The sequence below is a fragment of the Listeria sp. ILCC796 genome, assembly GCF_900186175.1.
GTDB classification, from domain to species: Bacteria; Bacillota; Bacilli; order Lactobacillales; family Listeriaceae; genus Listeria; species Listeria goaensis.
This window is the reverse complement of sequence record NZ_FYBV01000015.1, coordinates 1-22,243: the sequence shown is the minus strand read 5'-3', so window position 1 is coordinate 22,243 and position 22,243 is coordinate 1. Positions and strand designations below refer to the sequence as shown.

Genomic DNA, 22,243 nt, shown 5'->3' with positions numbered 1-22,243 from the left:
TAGCAAATTCAAGCAGGTTATACAAGTTAAGTTTGAACTTTTCGCCGTGGTGGAATGAAATAGAAAAAGCATCATTTTGGAGGGATAGAAATGCGAAACGAGCTGGAGGAACGAATTTTAAATGTGTTAGATGATCATAAAATCGGCGTTATGGCTACAGTGAAGGATAAATATCCGCACGTGAGATACATGACTTTTTTTCATAAAGGGCTAACGCTCTACACGGCAACGTTAAATACGCTTCCGAAATTGGACGAGGTGGAGCGAAATCCGCATGTTTCAGTACTTATCGGCTATGAAGGTGAACATGTAAAGACGGCTTTCGTTGAATTTAATGGTCGTGTTGTTGTAGAGCAAAATGAAGCGATCGTTGAAAACATTTGGGAACAAATCAACTCGGAATGGGTGGATAAAAAGCAACCTGGTTTTACGGTACTGAAAATCATTCCAGAGCAGATTCGCTTGTTTGACCTACCCACGGAGGAGCCAGAAGTACTGGATTTAATTTAAAGGCTTGAAAAAATCTCTTGAATGGTTTAGAATACAACTAAATTGATAAAAGAAAACGTTGACAAGAAATAGTACCAAATTTTTTGTTTGTGAGAGAGCAGATGGCTGGTGAAAATCTGTAACAAAAATTTGCGAATCCCTCTTGGAGTGAATGGTGGAACACATTTTGTTAGTAAATCATTCCGGTGCGAACCGTTAAATCCAAATGAAGCTGGAGATTTTCACAATCTCAACTAGGGTGGCAACGCGGATATCAACCTCCGTCCCTTCTCTGTATATTTGTACAGGAAGGGGCGGAGGTTTTTGTTGCGGCTCTTAGTGCTTCAGCACTTAGAGCCGCAATATAAGACCGAGCAAAGCGAGGTGTTAATCCATCAAAAGTCTCTTAGAACTTCAGCACTTAGAGCCGCAATATAAGACCGAGCAAAGCGAGGTGTTAATCCATCAAAGCTCTTAGAACTTCAGCCCTCAGTCTGCCCACCCGCCCAACCAAGCAAACATACACCCCAACACCATATAATCAAAGGAGGAAAAAATCATGTTAGACGTAAAATTACTAAGAAACAACTTTGAAGAAGTGAAAGCAAAACTCGCGCATCGCGGTGAAGACCTCGGTGATTTTGAAAAATTTGGCGAACTAGACGCGCGTAGACGTACGCTAATACTCGAAACCGAAGCCCTTAAATCAGAGCGTAATGCCGTTTCGGAACAAATTGCTGTTTTAAAACGCAACAAAGAAAATGCCGATGCAAAAATTGAGGAAATGCGAATTGTTGGCGATAAAATTAAAACGCTCGATATTGAACTGAAGGACATTGATGAAAAATTAAACGCGATTTTGATGGCAATTCCAAACATTCCGCACGAATCAACTCCGATTGGCGAAACAGAAGATGACAATGTAGAGATTCGCAAATGGGGCGAACTTCCAAACTTCAACTTTGAACCAAAAGCGCACTGGGATTTAGGCACGAACCTTGATATTTTAGATTTTGAAGGCGCCGGCAAGGTAACTGGAAGCCGCTTCGTATTTTATAAAAAGCTCGGAGCACGCCTTGAACGCGCGCTTTTAAACTTCATGATGGACCTTCATTCCGAAGAGCATGGCTACGAAGAGATGCTTCCGCCGTACATGGTGAATCGCACGAGTATGACTGGGACAGGCCAGCTTCCGAAGTTCGAGGAAGATGCTTTTCTTGTTGAAAAAGAGGATTATTTCTTGATACCAACAGCTGAAGTCCCAGTGACAAATTACCACCGGGATGACATTTTAAAAGCAGAAGACTTACCGCGCAAATACACGGCGTTTAGCGCGTGCTTCCGCTCAGAAGCAGGTTCTGCGGGTCGCGATACACGCGGACTAATCCGCCAACACCAGTTCAACAAAGTCGAATTGGTCCAGTTCGTAAAACCAGAAGATTCCTACGAGGCGCTCGAAAAGTTAACGAACAACGCAGAAGAAGTTTTAAAACGATTAGAACTTCCGTATCGCGTGCTTAGCATGTGCACCGCCGACCTAGGTTTCACAGCAGCCAAAAAATACGATTTAGAAGTGTGGATTCCAAGTTACGGGACGTACCGCGAAATTTCTTCTTGCAGTAATTTCGAAGCTTTCCAAGCACGCCGCGCCAATATACGCTTCCGCCGTGAACTAAACGGCAAGCCTGAATTCGTGCATACATTAAATGGATCCGGCCTAGCAATTGGTCGCACAGTCGCTGCCATTTTAGAAAACTATCAAGAGGAAGACGGCTCAATCCGCATTCCAAAAGCACTTCAATGCTATATGGGTGGAATTGAGAAAATCGAAGCACCTAAATAATTAGATTTTGTTCCGTCAAAATAAAAAAGCATCATTCAGTAATCATGCCATCTCGAAAAAGGGGCTTTACTGGAATGATGCTTATTTTTTATTTATGTCCCAAACTCTTTTTTTGTAGGTTTGTACTTCTAAGACCAGACGCATTTTTTCTAGTAGTTGCTAAGTTTTCTGGTTCTATCTTATTAATAGAAGTTAAAACAACTAATCCAAGGTTTCGTTCCACGTCTTGAGCGGTTTTAATTGTATTATCAAACAGATTTCTAATGAACATAATTATAATGCCAAGTATTAATCCAAATGCTACTGAAAGAGCTAACATGATAGACTTGTGTGGTTTTATAGGAGCCATTTTAGGGCTATAAACAGCGGGCGATAAAGTATAAACATTATTGACGTTCATGATTTTTGGTATGGTCTTACTAAATATATTAACAGTTTCATTTGCGATTTTAACAATATCTTTTGGATTAGAGCCTTCTACGCTGACTTGTATAACTTGAGAATCAGTAGGACTTGTTACGGTAATCATTTGGCTTAGTTCATCGACGGAGTACTTGTTATCCATTAAGCTTGAAACTTGGGATAAAATACGCGGACTTTCCATGATGGAAGTATAGGTATTTACAAGTTTTAGATTGGCTTGCACATCTTCTGCTTGGGAAGTGCTTTTTTCAGAATTCGCTTGATTGATAAGCACTTCAGATTCACTTTTATAAATGGGTACAGAAAAAAAATAGAGATAGATAACCATTACTAATAAACTAGCACAAGTACTAAAAATAATAATCCACTTGTTTTCTTTCAAAATATTCCATAATTGACTTACATCTAGGGTATTTTCCATGGCTTCCTCCTGGTTTTATCAACACTAAAAATGCTTTCCGTGATTTCTAGGCTGATTCTAAAATAATGTAGTGCTAACGAGAAGAGAGTTACAACCTTTTTGTTGCATAACCAATCCATATATCTATCGCGCGTAAATATTAAAAGATGTGTATATTTATTGGTCATTTTTCGTGCATGTTGTTAATTTTATCACAAAGGAACTAACTGCTACATTTTAGCACTATTTATGTAGCTTGAGAAGAGCTGAAATCACACTTTAGTAGCTTATTTATCTATATAGGCCTAAAAATGGGGCGAAAATGTGACAGTTTATTTTATGAGGGCTGTGTAAGGGCTTAATCACGTTGACAAGCATTAAGAGGCGTAGTATATTTTAACACAAGGTTAATTTTATAATTACAGCTAAAGAAAAGAGGTCAATTTAATATGCCGGGTTTTTTTGGATTTATTTCAAATAAAGAAACAGCATTAGAAAAAGATATAGAGATTTATGACATTATTGAGGCAAACGATAACCTTATTGAAGAAAAAAATACAGTGAATACACCAAATTTATACGGTCGTTTTTTTAGAAATACAGTTAAAAAATTTGAACAAGATAAGACTTTTTCTCAAAATGAGGAAGCGTTTTTTATTGTCGACGGGGTAATTTTAAATAAACTTGATTTAATGGAAAAATATGAAATTAAAGATCGGAATATGTTTTCCTTAACGCAAAAGATGGCTCAATCTGCATCTAAGCCATTCTTTAATGAATTTCGCGGACATTTTTCAGGGGTGTTTTTAGACAAAACATCACATACTTTTAATCTATACACAAATCATATCGGAAATAAGGAAGTCTTTTATTATTTAGACAAACAGACAGATATTTTGTATTTTGGTACGGATGTAGACATTCTTGTGAAGTTGGTGCATAAACATGCAGGCAAACGTTTCAAACTAAAAAAGAATGCAGCATATAGCATGATTACGCATTCCTATACATTATGTAATGATACGCTTTTCGAAGACATGTACCGATTAACACCAGGACATTATTTACAATATTCAGCCAATGGAATTGAAAAAAAATGCTATTTTGAAATAGATAATACGCCAATCGATATTACAGAAGAAGAAGCAATGGCTAAAATCGACGAACTCTTTAGAAATTCTGTAAAACGTTCTTTTGAAAAAGATAAGGAATATGGCTACAAGCATATAGCCGCTTTAAGTGGTGGTTTAGACTCAAGAATGACGACATGGGTTGCGCATGATATGGGCTATACAGACACATTAAGTTATACTTTTTCACAAACTGATTATATGGACGAAACGGTTCCAAAGAAAATGGCGAGTGAATTGAAAAATGAATGGCTGTTTAAGTCACTAGATAATGGGATATATTTGTACAAATACTTTGAAGAAGCGGTGAAGATTTCTGGAGGTAGATGTCAAAGCTGTAGTATCACGCCTACGCTTAGCATGGCTAACACGTTAAACATGGATCAATTTGGTATTGTTCATACGGGGCATCTAGGCGGTGCTATTTTAGGAACGTATTATGAAAAAGGTAGGAAGCAAGAATTCCATCCTGGTTCAGGTGCGAACTCGACGCGTTTGATTGAAAAAGTTCAATATACGGAAGAAAATTCCTTCCATTTAAAAGATAAAGAGATTTTTAAACTGTATAATCGCGGTTTTACTGGGAATCTTATGGGCTTAAAACCATTTCTTAAAACGACGGAAGCCATTTCGCCGTATACGGATGTTGAATTTATGTCGTTCACTTTGACGTTACCATTTAAATACCGTACAGGGCATAACATTTACATTAAATGGATTAATAAATATTATCCAGAAGCTGCGAATTTCGTTTACGATAAGGTAAAAGGAAAAATTAATAGAAAATTAATTAGAGTTAAAGGTGTATCAATTCCTTGGACAAGTATTCCTGCAGCGTTTGTAAAACTTGTGAAAATCAAGCTAGGTTTGAAATTGAATTCCAAGAATCATATGAACCCTATTGACTATTGGGCGAAAATCAATCCAGATTTAAGTAATTTCTACCAAGAATCATTTAATAAAAATATCGATTTAATTAAAGATGAAGAACTAAAGAAAGACTGTCAATTTGCATTTGAGTCGGGGAATTCAATGGAAAAAGACCAAATCATTAGTTTTATGGAGTTTTTGAGAATTATGAAAGGGTATATGGAATAAATTCATATATTCTTCAATCGACTTTATGCGTATTTTTTGTTCGCTAATTGTTAGAAGATGGTGCACATCTTATCAATTATTGCGTCCAACTTGTTGTTTGCTTATCTCGAAGTTTGCCTAGGTAATTCTTAACGCCGATGCAGACAAAAAGTTAATTTTGCTTGAAGGGGTACCGCAGAGAGGACATCTAGGCTATGAAAAAAAGTAACAGCATTTTAAATAAATTTTTATCGATTTCGATCGGGAGCTGGGTAGCTCTTATTATTGGATTCATTAGTACACCGATTGCAACGCGGTTAATTTCACCGGATCAGTTTGGTAAGGTGTCAATGTTTTTGCTAGCAGCTGAAATACTAGGCGCTGTGGCATTATTAGGCGCTGACCAGAGTTTTAACCGCTTTTTTTATGAAGAAGAAGAGGATAAGCGAAAGTATTTATTGTTAATTTGCTTGAAGCTGTCTATGCTTGCTTTTGCGATATTGTCAATCGGCGTATTGATTTTTTATAAAGATATTTCGAATTTTATCTTCTCATACGTTAGTTTTTGGCTAGTACTGCTACTTGTTTTGTATGCACTTTTACGGATAATTAATACGTATGCGTCCGTAGTTGTTAGAATGCAGCAGAAAGGTAAAGTGTTCTCGTTTAAACTCATTTTGAGTAAGTCGCTTGAGTTTGCTGGGATTTTGATGTTCGCCTTTTTCTTAGGGAATCAATTTGAAGTTATTATTTATGCTTATATGTTTAGTATGGCGGTTGTTTCGATCGTTATAATCGGAGTGGAGCACAAGTTTTGGAATTTCTTTAAAAAAGGAAGTATTAAAATTAAAAGCCACTCGTCTGATATTCTGAAATACGGCGTTCCGCTAATGGTGACGCTCTTAATGACGATGCTATTTGAATCCATTGACCGAATTGCGATTAAACAATGGTCGAATTACACTGAAATTGGTTTGTATTCTGCGGCTTTTAAAATTGTGACGATTTTAAACACGCTACAACTTAACTTTACTGCGTTTTGGGTGCCTTTAAGTTATGAGAAATTTAAGGAGAACCCGAATAATACTAAGTTTTTCAAGGATATGCAAGTGGTCGTTAGTTATGCCATGTTAATTATCGCAGTGTTAGTCGTGATGTTTAAAGACGTTATTGTTCTTATGCTTGGAAGCGAATATGGTGGTGCCGCACAAATTATGCCATTCTTAGTATTTGTTCCAGTGCTCTACACGATATCAGAAGTAACCGTAGTAGGAATTAATTTTTATAAAAAAACGAAGCTCCATATCCTTATTGTGGCTCTAGTATGTTTATGTGGAGTTATAGGAAACTTGTTGCTCGTGCCATATATAGGTGCAACAGGGGCCGCGATATCTACAGGCCTATCCTATATCGTATTCTTTTCACTAAGAACTTATTTCTCATTAAGGTACTTTAAAGTAAGTTATAAGCTGTTTCAATTATATGCAAGTATTGCGCTGTTAGTAGGCTATGCCTTTTATGCGACTTTTGTAAAAGATATATGGAGTTCGTTCTTTATTGGAGTCGTTCTATTAATTGTCATTTCGGTGATGTATCGTGGCACTGTGAAAATGATGTGGCAAAAATCAATGGGGATTGTAAGGTCATTTTCACGAAAAGGGTAAAAAGGGTTCTTCATTTTAGAGTAAACCTATATTGTGATTGAAAATGTTTTGATATATACTAAAAAACGGGAAAATTTATAGAAAAAATAAAGATGTGTAAGGATGTAATTGTCATTAAAAACAGACCTCTAAACGTATATATTTTTATAATACTAACTGTAGCCTGCCCAATTATAGACATGATAAATGGTTTCTTTCTAGCATCAGGAACTTCTACACCTATAGGAATGGTTTATCGATTTGGATATTTTGCTTTCTTAGTTTTAATGATTATTGTTGAGAAACTTCCGAAAACATATTATACCTATCTAACCATTTTCTTTATACTCGGAAATTTATTAATGTTTTGCTTGCAAGGTATTTTCTTGAAGAATAGTCCCGCGTGGATATTCGCAGACTTTTCGGTGTACATTAAATATTTCCTGTGGGTGCTAATTCCTTATTATGTTTATCAGCGGAGAGAAATTTTCAAAACCATTAATTTTGAAAATATCTTTCTTGCATTAGGCTCTTTGCTCACAGCAGAACTTTTGATTCCGTATGTTTTAGGTGTCGGGCGTCAAACTTATTCAACAGCAGGAGCAGGATATAAAGGCTTTTTCTTTGAGCAAAACTCCATTTCATTTGCGCTTATCATTACACTCACAATAACGACGCATGTCCTTATTAAAGAGCTACAAAAAAGATGGGGCAAGAAAGTGTTCTTTTTACTCTTACTTTTTGCTGGAAATGTAGTGAGTTTATTCCTTTTGGCAACAAAAACGGTCGTTGTGTACGCGGTTCTGACTGTTGCGTACCTTTTAATTAGAGTAGTTTTCAAAAAACATTACCATTCAAATGTGCAGCGAGCTTTTGTTTGGCTTACGGCCATGTTTGCAGTAATCTGGATATTCTTTAGAGGAATTCAATCAGCGACAGAACTTGTCGCAGGTTCCGTTACTCGGATGCAATATTTTTACAGAGTCTATGATGGTGATTTGCTTCGCTTGCTGTTTAGTTCTAGAAACGTATTTTTAGAAGGTGCCGCCAAGTTATTCTTTAATGATCCCAATTTTGCGTTCACTCTTTTTGGTGGACAAGGATTCCAGTATCGTTTTGAGAAATTTGGGCGTTTAGGCGTTGTTGAAATGGATTTCTTTGATTTATTTTTCGGTATGGGACTTATCGGAACGGCGTTGTTTATTTTTATGATGCTGTATTTCATCTTCCGCGCTTTTAAACGCAAAATGAAATCAATTTATACGTTTGCGCTAGTCATTACATTAGTCTATATCTTTTTTGTTGGACACGTTCTGTTTTCTGCAATGTCGGCAACGTTCCTCGGCTTAATTTGTGCAGGAATTATTTTGGCAAGTAGCAAAAAGGATGATGACGGTGCAAAATTAGAGCTCGACCAACCCGAAAACAATACATCAACCTAATTTTGCGTGAAGTTTAGAGGTTTTTGACATGTCGGCGGCCATTTAAAATGGCTGCTTTTTTTGTTTTGAAAAATACACAACTTATCCATATCTTTCTAGGCGGATTTATGGTATTTTTAAACATGTTGATTCAATTTTGAAAGGAGGGAAATAAGATGAGAAAAGCAATTGCTGAATTTATTGGAACTTTTGTTTTAGTATTGTTTGGTACCGGGACGGCTGTTCTAGGCGGCGGGATTGAAGGCATTGGCATTCCAGGCATTGCGCTTGCATTCGGTTTATCGATTGTGGCGATGGCGTATAGTATTGGAACAATTTCCGGGTGTCATATTAATCCGGCGGTTTCCATTGCGATGTTTGTCAATAAACGTTTGTCTGCGAAAGACTTGGCTGTATACATAGTAGCGCAAATTTTAGGTGCCATTGTGGCGACGCTAACACTGCGTACGTTCTTAATTTCTTCAGACTTGGCCACTACTAACTTAGGGCAGAATGGTTTTGGGAACTTAACTGCTTCAGGCGCGTTTCTAGTAGAAACTATTTTAACGTTCGTTTTTGTTTTAGTTATTTTAATTGTAACAGGAAAAAATGGGAACGCACCGTTTGCTGGTCTAGTTATTGGTCTAACACTCGTTTTAATCCACTTATTAGGTATTCCATTAACGGGTACATCTGTGAATCCGGCGAGAAGTATTGGCCCGGCACTATTTGCTGGCGGCGAAGCACTTTCGCAACTTTGGCTGTTCATCGTAGCACCGATTGTCGGTGGCGCACTTGCGGCTATTGTAAGCAAATTCGCGTTTAATAGTGAAGAGAAGTAAATAAAAAAACCACGAATTTTCGTGGTTTTTTTATTGCAATTGTTGCTCGGCGAAAGAAGCATAGAGCGGGTGGCTTTCGACTAATTCGGTGTGCGTTCCGCGTCCTGTAATTCGCCCGTTTTCAATGAAGAGGATTTGGTTTGCTGACACGATGGTCGACAGGCGATGCGCGATAACGAAAGTTGTTCGGCCAGACATTAAGTTCGCGAGTGCTTGCTGCACAATTTGTTCGGACTGGCTGTCTAGGCTGGCCGTTGCTTCGTCAAGCATTAAAATTTTAGGATTTCTTAGGAAAGCACGTGCAATCGCAATTCGTTGTCGCTGCCCGCCAGAAAGCTTAATGCCGCGTTCGCCCACTTCAGTTTGCATTTTTTCTGGCAACTTCTGAATAAATTCATCGGCGTAGGCAAGTTTTGTGACGGCCCACAATTCGTCTTCGCTCACTTCGCGGTCTAAGCCGTAGGTCAAATTGTCGGCGATTGTGCCGGATAGCATAGCACTTTCTTGTGAAACGTAGCCAATTTGGGAGCGCCAAGACTTGGTCGAAATCGCTGTAAGCGGTGTGTCGCCAACGTAAATCGCCCCGGTCGCAGGCTCGTAGAAGCGTTCTAAAAGGGCGAATAAAGTCGATTTTCCGCCACCACTTGGACCAGCAAAAGCCACAACCTCACCCGGATTCGCAGTAAAGCTGATGCCGTCAAGAATGGTGTCACTGCCCGCATACGCGAAGGATACATCTTCAATATGAACTTTTTCCCCCGAAATATCTTTTTCAACACCATTTTGAAGTTCTTCACTCTCTTGGTCTAAAATCTGTGAAATTCGTTCGGTGGCTCCTTTAGATTTCTGTAGTTGCGTGAAGAATGTGACAAACGATGTGACTGGCACAATAATTTGAAACAAATAAAGCAGAAAGGCGATAAGCGTTCCGGTTGAGAGTGTGCCAGAAGTGACACGGATACCGCCATAACCAATGATTGCTACGATAACCCCCATGACGACAAAGAAAATGAGCGGAGCGAGGACAGACACAACTTTTGCCTCGCGAATACCAAATCCAAACAAGCGATTGATACCTTCTGAACCACGTTTTTGCTCTAAATCTTCCGCGTTTGATGCCTTCACTAGACGCGCTTCTGACAACGTTTGACTAATCATACCCGTAAAGTCGGCGGTTTCCTTTTGAAGGCCTTTGGAAATTTTGAACATGCGCTGCCCAAGCGGCGCTACGATTAGTGCGGTGACTGGGACGGCGATTAAAATAACGAGAGTCATTTTCCAATCCATGAAAAGTAAAATAGTGACGGCGCCGATAACCGAAATAATCCCTGTAACAAATTGCGGCAGATGGTCTGCGATAAGCTCTTTAAGTAAGACGGTATCATTAATCATTCGACTTACGGTTTCGCCAGTTTTGGTATTATCATAATATGGAACTGGTAAGTGAATGATTTTATTCCATAAACGAATACGAATGGTGGCTACCATTTTTTGCCCCATATAATTAAGTAAAAAAACAGAGAAGCCATTTGCGATTGCCTGAAGGACAAATGCGGCCACGATGATGGCAATTAAACTGCCGTTTATTTGTGATAATGAAAAGCCATCAATTAAATCTTTTGTAAAAAGTGGCACTACAAGGCCGGCGACGGTTGTAATGATGCTCGTGATTAAGGCAACACTGATAATCCAGTTCGCTGGTTTTACGGATCCTAGAAGACTGAAAAATTTGTTCCATGTATAGGTCGTTTCAGTTGTTTTTTTATTCATGTATTTTTCCCCCATTCCTGTTCTATTATATAGAGAAATTTCACGAAGTGCGTCATCCTTAAGAGGTAATTTTTTTAAGAAATGACAGTGAAAAATTGTCACAAATAATTCATTAATATTCGTTTTTAATCTAAAATTAGCTACAAATATAGATTTTCAAATCAACAAAGTGATTTAATTCACGATAGTTTGGTAGATTTTTGTATAATCGGAATATTATGCTAATTTGCTTGTGATATAATCATAGAACTAAAGCGTTCACAAGGAGGATCTATGTTTCCTGTCAAAACTGATCATGTTAACTTAGAATTGAAAAATTTATTAGAAATTTGCTACGAGCACCCAAGGTACAATGAAAATTGTTCCGTTTTCACTACCAAAAAAGGAGATATCCTCCAGACAGTAGGCGAGGACAAAAAGAAGATTTATTTTATTCTAGAAGGGTACTTTGGTGTTTTTATCCAAAGGAAGAATAAAAACGCACGTGAAACATTTTCGAAACAGGCCATCATTCGCTTTTTGCAGAAAGAAGATACATTTGGCTTACAATATTTATTTTCAGATAACTGGGAATCAAAGGTTTGTATTCAAAGTCTTGGAAAAGCAAAAGTAATGGAAGTGGATTGCACGTTTTTAAGAGGAATTCTTGAAGAAATTGATCCAAAGCGTAATTTTATTTTGGCGCAAATGGGTATCAAAATAAATGAATCAAGAGAGTTTTCGGAATTGAGTTTTTATAAAAAAGAAGAGCGAATTCGAAAAGCATTGCTTCAATGTGCAAATAAACTTGGGACTTTTTCACAAGATGGTATTATTTTGCCGAAAGAAATTACTCAGGAAGTTTTGGCTCGTTACACAAGCACATCACGCGAGTATGTCGCGTGCACAATCCAAGCTTTAACTAAAGAAGAGATTGTTCGTAATAAGCCGAAACCACTACTTATTTTGGATAAATCTAAATTATAGGGAATGAAGATGCAGCGGGCGATAAGCTGTATCTTTTTTGTTTTCTTCAATTTGCGTTATAATGGAACCGTAAATTTGAAAGCGTTTTAAATGAAGGAGGAATTGGCATGAAGTTTTTCATTGATACGGCAAATGTAGAGGAAATTAAGAAAGCTAGCCGGATGGGATTTATTGCTGGTGTGACGACAAATCCGTCGCTAATCGCGAAAGAAGGTCGGGATTTTGGCGAAGTGATTCAGGAAATTACAGCTATTGTAGATGGTCCAATTAGCGGCGAAGTAGTCAGTCTTGAAGCGGACAAGATGGTTGCAGAAGGTCGTGAAATCGCGAAAATTCATCCAAATATGGTTGTGAAAATCCCAATGACGGGCGAAGGCTTGGCGGCTGTCAAAGTCTTGCATGCGGAAGGGATTAAAACGAATGTGACACTCGTATTTTCGGCAGCACAAGCGTTACTTGCGGCGCGTTCAGGCGCAACTTACGTATCTCCATTTTTAGGTCGCCTTGATGATATCGGCCAGGACGGTTTAGAATTAATTCGCGACATCGCGGAAATTTTTGCTGTTCATGATATAGAAACGGAAATCATTTCAGCAAGCGTCAGACACCCCATCCATGTCATTGAATGTGCACGAGCAGGTGCGGATATTGCTACAATCCCGTATAAAGTTTTCGAACAGATGCTAAGACATCCTTTGACCGACACAGGGATTGAGAAATTTTTAGCAGATTATGAGGCCTCAAAAAAATGAATCGCACCTATCTTGTGAAAAAAGAACATCATATGCACAGGCCGAACCCCCTTTTTGTTGGTAAAAATGAAGGCGTTTGGACCTTTCAAGAAGACGAGGACTACCCAGGCTGGATTTTTTGCAAAGTCAAGGCGTCGGGGCTAGAAGGCTATGTTCCAAAGCAAATACTTATCTCGGATGAAAGCGGGAAGTCTGCTACCGTTTCTGAAGACTACTCAGCGCGTGAGCTCGCTGTGAAACCAGGCGATAAAGTCGAAAGTAATCGCGAATTAAACGGCTTTGCGTGGTGCGTTGATGAGGACGGAATGGCTGGCTGGATACCGCTTGATAAATTAGCGTAAATTTCAAAATGAAATTTTTTAAGTTTCGAAAGAGTGATATAATGGTAGCCAAGCATTTGTTTTCAGATGTTTGGCTATTTTTGACGGCACAAATTGTTTGAGAAAAGAGGTTTTGAAGATGGAAAATGTCAAACAACTTCAGGCGGCGATTTTTAATGCGAGTAAAATTGTTTTTTTGACTGGCGCAGGCGTATCGGTGCCTTCCGGAATTCCAGATTACCGGTCGAAAGACGGCCTTTACAAAGGGTATCAGAATCCGGAGTATTTACTTAGCGCCACTTGTTTGAAACGTGAGCCAGAATTGTTTTATGACTTTGTGACAAAGAATATGTATTATCCAAAAGCAAAGCCGAACGGGATACACTTGAAAATGGCGGAACTAGAGCGGGATAAAGCTATCACGATAATTACGCAAAACATTGATGGTTTGCATGAAAAAGCGGGTTCTAAAAAGGTCATTGATTTTCACGGGAACTTATATGATTGCTACTGTCAAAATTGTGGTGCAGCGATTCCCGCGGCGGAGTATTTGAAATCACGAATTCATGCGCAGTGCGGTGGTGAAGTCCGACCAAACGTCGTTTTATACGGTGAAGGCATTTCTGAAGAAGCCATTTCAGGCGCCGTTTTCGCAGTGCAAACCGCGGATTTGATCGTCATTGTGGGCACAAGTTTCCAAGTGAGTCCATTTTGCAATTTAATCGAGTATCGGAATAATCAGGCAGCCATTTTTGCGGTGAACAAAGAGGCATTACGGATTGCCGCTCCTGTTGAAATGATTCAGGCGGATGCGCTGCGGGTATTTGAAAGCCTTTAAGGGAAATCGGGCGCGCAGTTTTGACCAAAAGGGGGAGAACATGGTAAAATTTGAATAACTGGGAGCGTTTTCCAGTCAAAATTTTCTTTTATTAAGGAGTGGACGGCTACATGTCACCTGACCCCGAGAGTCAGCAGATTATTTTACAACTCATACTTATTTTGGTGTTAACTTTACTCAATGCATTTTTTGCTTCGGCAGAGATGGCGCTTGTATCTTTAAACAAAGGTCGGATTAAAAATCAGGCCGAGAATGGCGATAAGAAAGCAAAGAAATTGGTGACGTTAATTGAAGACCCGAGCAACTTTCTAGCGACAATTCAAGTGTGTATTACGCTTGCTGGTTTTTTCTCGAGTGCTTCGGCAGCGACAAGCATTGCCACCCGCTTTGAGTCTTATTTAGGCGGCGGAGCATTTGCAAAAGAAATGTCGATTATTATTGTCACAATTATTCTTTCCTACATTACGCTTGTATTCGGTGAGCTTTATCCGAAACGCATTGCGCTACAAAAATCAGAGGCGATTGCTCGTTTTTCGGTTGGCCCGATTCGCGTTGTTGGAATGTTACTTCGCCCATTCGTAAAATTGTTGTCACTTTCGACAAATGCGCTTGTGAAATTAACGCGGATGACGGATGCAACAGAAGATGACCGCATGACGCGAGAAGAGATGCAAATGTTGATGGAATCGAGTTCAAAAGATGGCATTATTGAGGAAGAAGAACTTAGCATGTTGCGCGGTGTATTTGAACTTGATAATAAATATGCGCGTGAAGCGATGGTGCCACGAACGGATGCCTTTATGATTGATGTGGATTTTGCACCAGAAAAAATTTGTGATTTATTGCTGGAAGAAAACTATTCGCGAATTCCGGTCTACATGGGAGATCAGGATTCTGTCTATGGTATTTTGCATTTAAAAGACTATTTTGTAGAAGCACGAAAAGTTGGTTTTGATCATGTAGACATTAAAAAACTGGTGAAAGAGGCTTATTTTGCTCAAGAAACAATGTTTATTGATGATTTGCTGAAAAACATGCAGCGCACACGTAATCAGATGGCGATTTTAATGGACGAGTACGGCGGTGTTGCGGGAATCATTACTATTGAAGATTTATTAGAAGAAATTGTCGGCGATATCGATGATGAATATGATGACTTAACAAATGAATTTGTGAAAATAAATGACCATACTTACGAGGTTGACGGAATGCTTGCACTGGACGACTTTAATCGCATGTTTCACGTGGAACTTCCCGCTCGGGGTGTGGATACAATTGCTGGCTTTGTCTTGACGCTACTAGGCAGTATCCCAAATGACGGGGAAAAAGCAGTGGCAGACTACGAACAATTTACGTTCACAGCACTTGAAGTAAAAGATGCGCGTCTTGTCTCACTGCGAGTGGAAATTAATCCATTGCAGCAGCAGGAGGAAGCGGCGGACACAATTTGACGGCTTACTAAGTTTGCCGGAAGCAGGGCAATTTGTCCTGCTTTTTGTATAGGGGGAGAAAAAAATGCCAAACATTAAGGAAATCGCGAAACAAGCGGGTGTTTCAGTGACGACAGTATCGCGTGTTTTAAACAATCATCCGTATGTGGCGAGCGAAAAGCGCGCGCGCGTAGAAGAAGTGATGCGCGAGCTTGACTACATACCAAACCGGAGTGCGACAAACTTGGCGCTTGGCAAAACGAACACAATTGGTGTGATTTTACCCTATAACGATCACCCGTGGTTCGATAAGGTTGTAAACGGCGTACTGGACGCGGCTTTCCGGAAGAAGTACTCGGTGACGCTATTTCCAACGGGCTACGATGCAAAAACAGAAGAAAAATATTTGATGATGCTAAGAACGAAACAAGTGGACGGGCTCATCATCGCTTCGCGCGCGAATACGTTGGAGCTAATTCAGCAGTATGCGGAGTACGGCCCCATCGTCGTAAGCGAGGAAACGGACATTCCCGAACTTTCGTGCGCCTATATCGACCGCGCCAAAGCGTACCAAGAAGGCTTTCTTTTTTTGAAGGAAAAAGGATATCGTGACGTCTGTTTCACGAATGGACGGGCTAGAAGCATTAGCCCAAGTACGCGCCACAAAATGAGTGCCTTTGAAAAAGTGTATCAAAAAAATGCGGCAGACTATGCCTTGAATGATTGCTACACAGTTGAAGACGGCATAGCGGCTGCCCGATATTTTTTTGAAGAAAGCGGCATGAAACCAGATGCAATTTATTCAAACGGCGATGAAGTCGCAGCGGGCATCATGGTCTATGCGCGCGAAAAGGGGCTTCGTGTACCAGAAGACTTGGCGATTTTAGGGCAAGAAAATTTGCCGATTGGATTCGTGCTTGAACTTACAACGCTCGACCACAATCTGAAAAAATTAGGCGAAATGGCTTTTTCAATATTTTATTCAAAAGAAGTAAGAAAAGAGCGAATTGAGCATGCGCTAATCGTTCGAAAATCAGTCTGAAAAATTTAAATTGAAAACGCTTGACATGAAACCCGTTTCATCATGTACAACTTAGGTAGAGACTTTGAAGGGGGCGAAAATAATGATTGTGTCAGGTGTTTGCAAAGTTTACTCAGAAATTGGTATGGAATATCAGTACGGGGAATTTTATGTGGAACGTGATTATTTGGTGTTTGAGCGAAATTACAGTTATGGTTTGGGAAAACGCCACACGTATCCGCTCGCAAGTTTGCGTAATATTGCGCTTGTTCCAGAAAAAGGCGGACAATATTTAACTTTTTCTTGTGAAAATACCCGGTTTGAAATTGCGGATAGTACAAATGAATTGAAACCTTTTGCCGATGAACTTCGCGCTGAAAGATACGGTATGCCAGAACCGAATCGGTTAAAGCGCAGTAAATATACCCCGCATCATCATTATGTTTTTGCAAAATAAAGGAGGAATAAAGATGTATAAAGCGATTATTTTTGATGTTGATGGAACAATTTTAGATACAGAAAAAGCGGTTTTACATTCTCTTCAATCTGTTTTGCAAGAAGAAGGACTCACGTATACGCAAGACGAACTGCGTTTTGTTTTAGGGATAACCGGCAAGAAAGCGCTTGCCCAATTGGATATTTTAGACGAAGAAGAAATTTTTGAGAAATGGGTGGAACGCGAAGCATCGCTCATTCATGAGGTGGAAATTTTTGAAGGCATTAAAGAGGCGCTTGAAGCGATTCCGCAGAGCGGTGTTGTCACTTCGAAAAATGCAGTAGAAATGGAGAAGGGCTTTTACCCGTTCGGTATTGACCACCACTTCGATGCGATTGTTTGCGCGAGTGATACGACGGAACACAAACCTCACCCCGCTCCTTTGCTGAAAAATATTGAAATGCTAGCTTTAAAACCTTCCGACGTCATTTACATTGGCGACTCCGCGTATGACATGGCCTGTGCGCACGCTGCCGGTGCTCATTTCGGCCTCGCACTTTGGGGAGCCAAATCAAAAGACGGATTTGAGAAGGCGGAATTTATTTTTGAAACGCCGGAAGAGATTTTGGCGCATATATAGACATTGAAAAGGTGGCTCGAATTTTCGAGCCACCTTTTTTAAAATTGTAATTCTTCTTCTTGAAGGCGTTTTAGGCGTAGTGATAATAGAATGAAGCGTTTCTTGTTTCCGTCGTCGAGAGCAAGATCAATTTCGGTTTGAATTCTTGCTATCCGTTGTTTTTGACCGAGCATTGTCATGTAGCACTCAATAAACGTATTCATTAATGCCCGTTCCTTGGCTAACTCCTCGTATTGCTTGGATAGAGAACTCGAAAAAGGTTGCAGTGCCATGACAATCACTCCTTTAATGAATATTTAGAAAATTTATACTTTCTTATACCACCATTTTTTTTTGATAAAACGTGAGCAAACAAAAAAGTCAGCAAATTGTACTGACTTTCTCATAAAATGACACTTTGGTTGCGCCCAGCGTTTTTTGCCTGATAAAGTGCGCGATCTGCGAGGTGCTGAATTTCAGGAAATTCACGTGAATCGCAAGCTGTCGCTACACCAATTGAAATGGTGATGGAAATTTTTTGTGTGGTGTCAATCGGGATGGCAGAGTTTTGAATGGCGATGCGAATTTTTTCGGCGAGGTCATAGGCGGCCTTTTCATCAAAATTAATCGCCAAGATGCAAAATTCTTCTCCGCCCAAACGAAAGGCGTTCCCTTTTTCCAAACAGTGCTCTTGAATGATTGAAGCGCATGATTGAAGCACTTTATCACCTGCGAGATGCCCATAACTATCGTTTACAGATTTAAAAAAATCGATATCGAGCATTAAAGCGCTTAATTTGTTTACTGTGGTATCTTCCATGAGTAGCTGAATTCGCTGGTCAAATGCGCGTCGGTTCGCAAGATTTGTGAGGGCGTCTGTGAAAGCGCGCTCGGTTTCAACAATATACAAATGCCGCGTCCGTCGCATATCAAAAAGCACGGCATAAAGAATAAGTAATGCAAGGCCGTTGAAAACCGTCCAAGTAGTGATTAAAATAAGCGTTTTAAGCTGAAAACCATAAAAAAAGCTGCTGTTGATAATATATACGATGACACTGATGATGAATAATTCAACGATGAGCTGACTTTCATGAATTTTACTTTTGCGGAATTTTATCCATATTGAAATGAGTAGGGCGAGCAAAAGAATGAAGAATAAAGCTTGTATGGCGATTCCAGATATTCCAAAAAGAAAGCGCGTTAGCCCGATGAGAAGTGCGGAGAAGACTGTGAAAATGGGCGAAGCCGAAATGGCGATTAAAATGATGGATACGTAGCGTAAATCAATTTTCACACCGTCAGGCAGCTCAAATGCGAAATACATAAGTAAAAAGTTACTGATTAAAATAAGCAAAAAAATTACAGCTTTCCGCCACATGAGAAGTTGAGGATTAATTTGATAAGGTATTATTTTAAAAATAAAGTAAGTACCTGCAGAAGCGATAAAAATATTTGCTCCAAAATCCATTAGCAAATTCATTTTTTATTCCTCTTTCACGTTAGTACTATCATTATAATGGATACAAGTAGAAATTGCACATGAATGGGCACGTTTTATGTAACCAATATGATTGACAACTTGATGATTGAAGATATACTTAAATAAAGGAGGGGCTAGCGTGGAAGGATATGTGGTTGATGTTGTTCAAGATGCGAATAAATTTAGAGTGATTCATAAATATTCATGTGAGAATATACCAGCAAGGGAGAATCGGCTTATTTTAGGAAAGTTTGAAACGCCACAAGATGCACTCAAATCTGCGTATACAAATTATAGTCAATTTTCTTTGAAGTTTCGTTTGTGCCCCTTATGTACAGCAACAGAAGGAGCGAAACAAGAATGACGATTCAGAAGTATTTTAAAGAGTATTTTTCATGGAATTGGAGCAATGCGGTTTTAACATTCATTAGTGCAATTCCAGTTTTTTTAATTGCGACTCTCGTGGATATGTCAATCGGCATGGGCATGCTCATTGGGCTCATTCCAGCGGCTATTACGAAGATTGCGCCAACTAGGCGTGGGCGAGTTTCGATTTTGATAATGGGCGCAGTCATTGCGTTATCAGTTCTCATTGGCGCGCTTTTAAAATCATATTTTGGCATTGTAGGTGCGACCGTTTCAATGGGCGCATTTGCGTATTTGTCTGCGATGTTTGCGGCATCTAAAAAAGGCGTACCGGCGTTTATGTTCTTTATTACACCTGTAATTGGAATTGGTTTAAGTATTACGGATTTTCAAGCGGGGGTGTCAATTGGGCTAAGCATGGTTCTTGGTTCGACTGTAGCCTGTATGATTTCGCTTTTTTTTAAAGAAACAAAAGGGGTTAAAAAAGCACCTGCTGTCAATCCAAATAAAGTGATTTTCAAACAATATGCGCCGTATTTTACAACAGCGATTATGCTGGCAACGATTATTGGCTTTTATTTGGATCATACGGGGTGGATTGTGGGCTCTGTAGGGTTAGTCATGCGCCCAGTGCGTGAAATGCAAGAGATGCGTTCGGTTTTCCGGATTGTTTCGGTTGTGACGGGAATTGTTTTAATTTACATAGTGATGCTTTCGAACGCGGGGAATATTATTATTGCGGGCGCGGCTGCGATGATGCTTGTTTTAGCAAGCGGGACACATGAAAGTAAAGCGTACATTATGCCACTTTTCATGACGTACATTGTATTTTCATTTATGATGGTCATCGATAATGAAATGAATGCGACACATTGGTGGTTACTCGCTGAACGAATTTTGTGGGTTTCAGCAGGGGTCGTTATTGCTTACGTGTTTGGCCTGTTAATTCCAAAGTTTGTGAACAAGAAAAAAGCTGTAGAGTGAAGGCGCAAATGAAACGCGTCACATGTAACTGAAAAACTGCAAGACTTTTCATAAGTCTTGCAGTTTTTTTTATACCCAACGATCAAATGTATACGGGATAACAATCGGGATGTCTTGAAGTGTATGAATAACCCACTGTTTTTTTCTAATCGAGATAATGTTTTGTTTTTGCAGTGTTTTTATAATGTTGGATGTGTGAGATAGTGAAACAGAAGCGAGCTCACCTAGTTTCTCATAGGTTACAAAACTCGGCAAGTCTATAGAACCGTCCGCATTACGAATGCCAAATTTGTTTGCTAGAAAATGCAAAATATAATAAATGCGTTCCTCAGACGGAAAACTATCCATAATGAGTTGAATCATGGAGTTACGCGAAAGTTTAATATGATAGTTTAAAAGAACAAAGTTACGAGGGTCTTCTGTTAAAAGTACATCGTTTAAGTAGTCCAAATCGATTTCCCAAAGAATGCAGTCAGTTAAGGCGGAAATTTCCGCAAGTTCATCAGATAAATCATTTTGTGCTATTAGGAAAGGGAATTCTCCACGCTTAGAAATAAGAATAAAGACGGGACGCTTACCGTTTAGATTGGAAAGCTTTGTATACCCTTCTTGAATAAAATAGACTTTATTTTTTTTAAAACTCACTTCAATAGAGAGCCCGGTCTTTAGTGCAATTTGGTGACATTTATGATTAAATTGCGGGTTGCTCTTCAATATTTTCATCACATAATCAAAATTTGTAAAATCATCTAAAAAGCTTTTTGAGTACATAAAATCCTCTCCCCCTCACTTTAATACCTACCCAAATCTGCTTACATTAATCGCACAAATAATAAAAAACCTCTTTCTTTTTATGAAAAAGTAGGTTTGTTTTGACTTTCGTTCGTTTTGAAAATGTCACAAATCTTTCAGGAATGTTGATATGAAGCAATTTGTACGCCATTTAAACAAGGAAAACAGAAATTAAGGACAGTTCCTTTATGAAATCATAAAATCGTGAATTATGAACAAATTTTTGAGGCGTTAAAATAAGGATATTCATTAAACGGAAAAGTTCAAAGCGAATGAAAATGATTTCAAATGGGAAGGTGCTTCATGATGGAAGACTTAATAGAACTTTATTCAAAAAAAGTAGTTGAGGAACGCTTCAATGAAAAAGAACTATTGAAATTATTAGAAAATCAATTTGCGATTTACGGAGAAAATATAAAGATTAGAAATGGGCGTAAAATTGTTTTAAAAGAACGCGAAGAATACGTCTACTACATTGTACACGGGGCGGCTTCAGTAAGCAAAGACGATACAATTTATTGTTTTCAAGGCAAAGACCGTTTTTTAGGTTTAGAAAGTATGTTTTTTGATAGCCATATGGATTTAGATTTTCATGCAGTGGGAAACACCGAGTTAATCAAATTTAAGAAAAAACAAGTTATTGATGCCTTGATGAACACACAAGAAGGTTGGATTTTCGGCTATCAAATTGCCCATCGTTTTAACGAAGTTATTATAAACCACTGCATTTTCTATAAATTAAAAGCTAGATCGCGTAGCAAAAAATTTTTATTAGAACTTGCTGATGAACTTCACGAGGAAAATGATACGAAAGATTTTCTACCAAAACAATTAAATTATAAAATGCTATCCGAGTATTTAGGAATCAGCTACGTAACCATACGCAAATTGTTTAGCGAGTTACGCAAAGAAGGATTTATAGGTAGATGTCAAGAAAGTCAACGGTTCTACATTAACGCAGAAGCATAAAAAACGAGGTGGGAAAACATTTTCCCACCTCGTTTTTTATTGAAGGTCCATAAAGCTGCTTTTTGGGTGTATAAATGCCGGAAAATTTCACAAAGTAGTCACAATTCACCTCCTGTTTGAATGGTATACTAGAACGACAGGTCAAACATCAGGAGGAACAAACATGCGGGAAATTAAATCCAACGAAGCCGTGTTCAGCGAGCACGTGGGAGAGATGGGTAAAATGAAAGAC

The 22,243-nt window shown here is 39.0% G+C and carries 22 protein-coding genes and 1 other annotated feature; of the genes, 17 read left to right on the top strand and 5 right to left on the bottom strand.

Going from position 1 to position 22,243, the window contains the following annotated elements:
• The first annotated feature begins 90 nt into the window (after positions 1-90).
• Positions 91-510: a pyridoxamine 5'-phosphate oxidase family protein gene (locus tag CFS04_RS12640; RefSeq protein WP_088811045.1), complete on the top strand. Its 420-nt coding sequence runs from the start codon at positions 91-93 to the stop codon at positions 508-510.
• Positions 511-559: 49 nt separating this feature from the next.
• Positions 560-781 (top strand) — a binding site (T-box leader).
• 267 nt (positions 782-1,048) lie between these two features.
• Complete coding sequence (serS, locus tag CFS04_RS12635) at positions 1,049-2,332, top strand: serine--tRNA ligase (RefSeq protein ID WP_088811044.1); 1,284 nt, start codon at positions 1,049-1,051, stop codon at positions 2,330-2,332.
• An 88-nt stretch (positions 2,333-2,420) separates the two neighbouring features.
• Here serS and CFS04_RS12630 read toward each other — a convergent pair whose 3' ends face one another.
• Positions 2,421-3,176 carry a YveK family protein gene (locus CFS04_RS12630; protein WP_088811043.1) on the bottom strand — a complete coding sequence of 252 codons (756 nt, stop codon included), beginning with the start codon at positions 3,174-3,176 and terminating at the stop codon, positions 2,421-2,423.
• Positions 3,177-3,604: 428 nt separating this feature from the next.
• On the opposite strand from CFS04_RS12630, the gene CFS04_RS12625 reads away from it, so the two are divergent.
• The 4 genes from CFS04_RS12625 (at position 3,605) to CFS04_RS12610 (ending at position 9,268) form a co-directional block, all read left to right on the top strand.
• Positions 3,605-5,383 (top strand): asparagine synthase-related protein, encoded by a 1,779-nt coding sequence (locus CFS04_RS12625; protein ID WP_117584607.1) that lies wholly within the window; start codon positions 3,605-3,607, stop codon positions 5,381-5,383.
• A gap of 194 nt (positions 5,384-5,577) precedes the next feature.
• Positions 5,578-7,026, top strand: a complete 1,449-nt coding sequence (locus CFS04_RS12620) for a lipopolysaccharide biosynthesis protein (RefSeq protein ID WP_088811042.1) — start codon at positions 5,578-5,580, stop codon at positions 7,024-7,026.
• A 92-nt stretch (positions 7,027-7,118) separates the two neighbouring features.
• Complete coding sequence (locus tag CFS04_RS12615) at positions 7,119-8,447, top strand: O-antigen ligase family protein (RefSeq protein ID WP_088811041.1); 1,329 nt, start codon at positions 7,119-7,121, stop codon at positions 8,445-8,447.
• A 155-nt stretch (positions 8,448-8,602) separates the two neighbouring features.
• Positions 8,603-9,268 carry an MIP family channel protein gene (locus CFS04_RS12610; protein WP_088811040.1) on the top strand — a complete coding sequence of 222 codons (666 nt, stop codon included), beginning with the start codon at positions 8,603-8,605 and terminating at the stop codon, positions 9,266-9,268.
• Between the two features lie 30 nt (positions 9,269-9,298).
• On the opposite strand, the gene CFS04_RS12605 is transcribed toward CFS04_RS12610, so the two are convergent.
• Complete coding sequence (locus CFS04_RS12605) at positions 9,299-11,038, bottom strand: ABC transporter ATP-binding protein (RefSeq protein WP_088811039.1); 1,740 nt, start codon at positions 11,036-11,038, stop codon at positions 9,299-9,301.
• Positions 11,039-11,311: 273 nt separating this feature from the next.
• Here CFS04_RS12605 and CFS04_RS12600 point away from each other — a divergent pair, with 273 nt between their 5' ends.
• The 8 genes from CFS04_RS12600 to CFS04_RS12565 all read left to right on the top strand — a co-directional run bounded on the left by CFS04_RS12600 (position 11,312) and on the right by CFS04_RS12565 (position 17,441).
• The gene (locus tag CFS04_RS12600; protein WP_088811038.1) at positions 11,312-12,004 is read left to right on the top strand and encodes a Crp/Fnr family transcriptional regulator; all 693 of its coding nucleotides are present in this window, start codon (positions 11,312-11,314) and stop codon (positions 12,002-12,004) included.
• A gap of 107 nt (positions 12,005-12,111) precedes the next feature.
• The gene (gene fsa / locus CFS04_RS12595; RefSeq protein ID WP_088811037.1) at positions 12,112-12,756 is read left to right on the top strand and encodes a fructose-6-phosphate aldolase; all 645 of its coding nucleotides are present in this window, start codon (positions 12,112-12,114) and stop codon (positions 12,754-12,756) included.
• Positions 12,753-13,097: a hypothetical protein gene (locus CFS04_RS12590; protein ID WP_088811036.1), complete on the top strand. Its 345-nt coding sequence runs from the start codon at positions 12,753-12,755 to the stop codon at positions 13,095-13,097. The genes fsa and CFS04_RS12590 overlap by 4 nt, the downstream gene beginning before the upstream one ends.
• Positions 13,098-13,215: 118 nt before the next feature.
• Positions 13,216-13,914 (top strand): NAD-dependent protein deacylase, encoded by a 699-nt coding sequence (locus CFS04_RS12585; RefSeq protein ID WP_088811035.1) that lies wholly within the window; start codon positions 13,216-13,218, stop codon positions 13,912-13,914.
• 110 nt (positions 13,915-14,024) lie between these two features.
• Positions 14,025-15,365, top strand: a complete 1,341-nt coding sequence (locus CFS04_RS12580; protein WP_088811034.1) for a hemolysin family protein — start codon at positions 14,025-14,027, stop codon at positions 15,363-15,365.
• A 64-nt stretch (positions 15,366-15,429) separates the two neighbouring features.
• Entirely contained in the window at positions 15,430-16,386 is a 957-nt protein-coding gene (locus CFS04_RS12575) for a LacI family DNA-binding transcriptional regulator (RefSeq protein WP_088811033.1), read from the top strand.
• A gap of 82 nt (positions 16,387-16,468) precedes the next feature.
• Entirely contained in the window at positions 16,469-16,822 is a 354-nt protein-coding gene (locus tag CFS04_RS12570; RefSeq protein WP_088811032.1) for a hypothetical protein, read from the top strand.
• Between the two features lie 13 nt (positions 16,823-16,835).
• On the top strand, positions 16,836-17,441 hold the full coding sequence (locus CFS04_RS12565; protein ID WP_088811031.1) for an HAD family hydrolase: 606 nt from the start codon (positions 16,836-16,838) through the stop codon (positions 17,439-17,441).
• A 38-nt stretch (positions 17,442-17,479) separates the two neighbouring features.
• Here the strand turns inward: CFS04_RS12565 and CFS04_RS12560 are convergent, their stop codons facing one another.
• Together CFS04_RS12560 and CFS04_RS12555 are read right to left on the bottom strand one after the other, a co-directional pair.
• Positions 17,480-17,713: an IDEAL domain-containing protein gene (locus CFS04_RS12560; protein WP_088811030.1), complete on the bottom strand. Its 234-nt coding sequence runs from the start codon at positions 17,711-17,713 to the stop codon at positions 17,480-17,482.
• A gap of 110 nt (positions 17,714-17,823) precedes the next feature.
• Positions 17,824-18,900: a GGDEF domain-containing protein gene (locus tag CFS04_RS12555; protein WP_088811029.1), complete on the bottom strand. Its 1,077-nt coding sequence runs from the start codon at positions 18,898-18,900 to the stop codon at positions 17,824-17,826.
• A gap of 139 nt (positions 18,901-19,039) precedes the next feature.
• Between CFS04_RS12555 and CFS04_RS12550 the strand changes: the two genes are divergently transcribed.
• Both CFS04_RS12550 and CFS04_RS12545 read left to right on the top strand, forming a co-directional pair.
• Positions 19,040-19,264, top strand: a complete 225-nt coding sequence (locus CFS04_RS12550) for a hypothetical protein (protein WP_088811028.1) — start codon at positions 19,040-19,042, stop codon at positions 19,262-19,264.
• On the top strand, positions 19,261-20,250 hold the full coding sequence (locus CFS04_RS12545) for an FUSC family protein (RefSeq protein ID WP_088811027.1): 990 nt from the start codon (positions 19,261-19,263) through the stop codon (positions 20,248-20,250). Before CFS04_RS12550 ends, CFS04_RS12545 begins: the two co-directional genes overlap by 4 nt.
• A 69-nt stretch (positions 20,251-20,319) precedes the next feature.
• On the opposite strand, the gene CFS04_RS12540 is transcribed toward CFS04_RS12545, so the two are convergent.
• On the bottom strand, positions 20,320-21,021 hold the full coding sequence (locus CFS04_RS12540; protein WP_088811026.1) for a Crp/Fnr family transcriptional regulator: 702 nt from the start codon (positions 21,019-21,021) through the stop codon (positions 20,320-20,322).
• Positions 21,022-21,345: 324 nt separating this feature from the next.
• On the opposite strand from CFS04_RS12540, the gene CFS04_RS12535 reads away from it, so the two are divergent.
• Positions 21,346-22,011, top strand: a complete 666-nt coding sequence (locus tag CFS04_RS12535; protein ID WP_088811025.1) for a Crp/Fnr family transcriptional regulator — start codon at positions 21,346-21,348, stop codon at positions 22,009-22,011.
• The last annotated feature ends 232 nt before the right edge of the window (positions 22,012-22,243 follow it).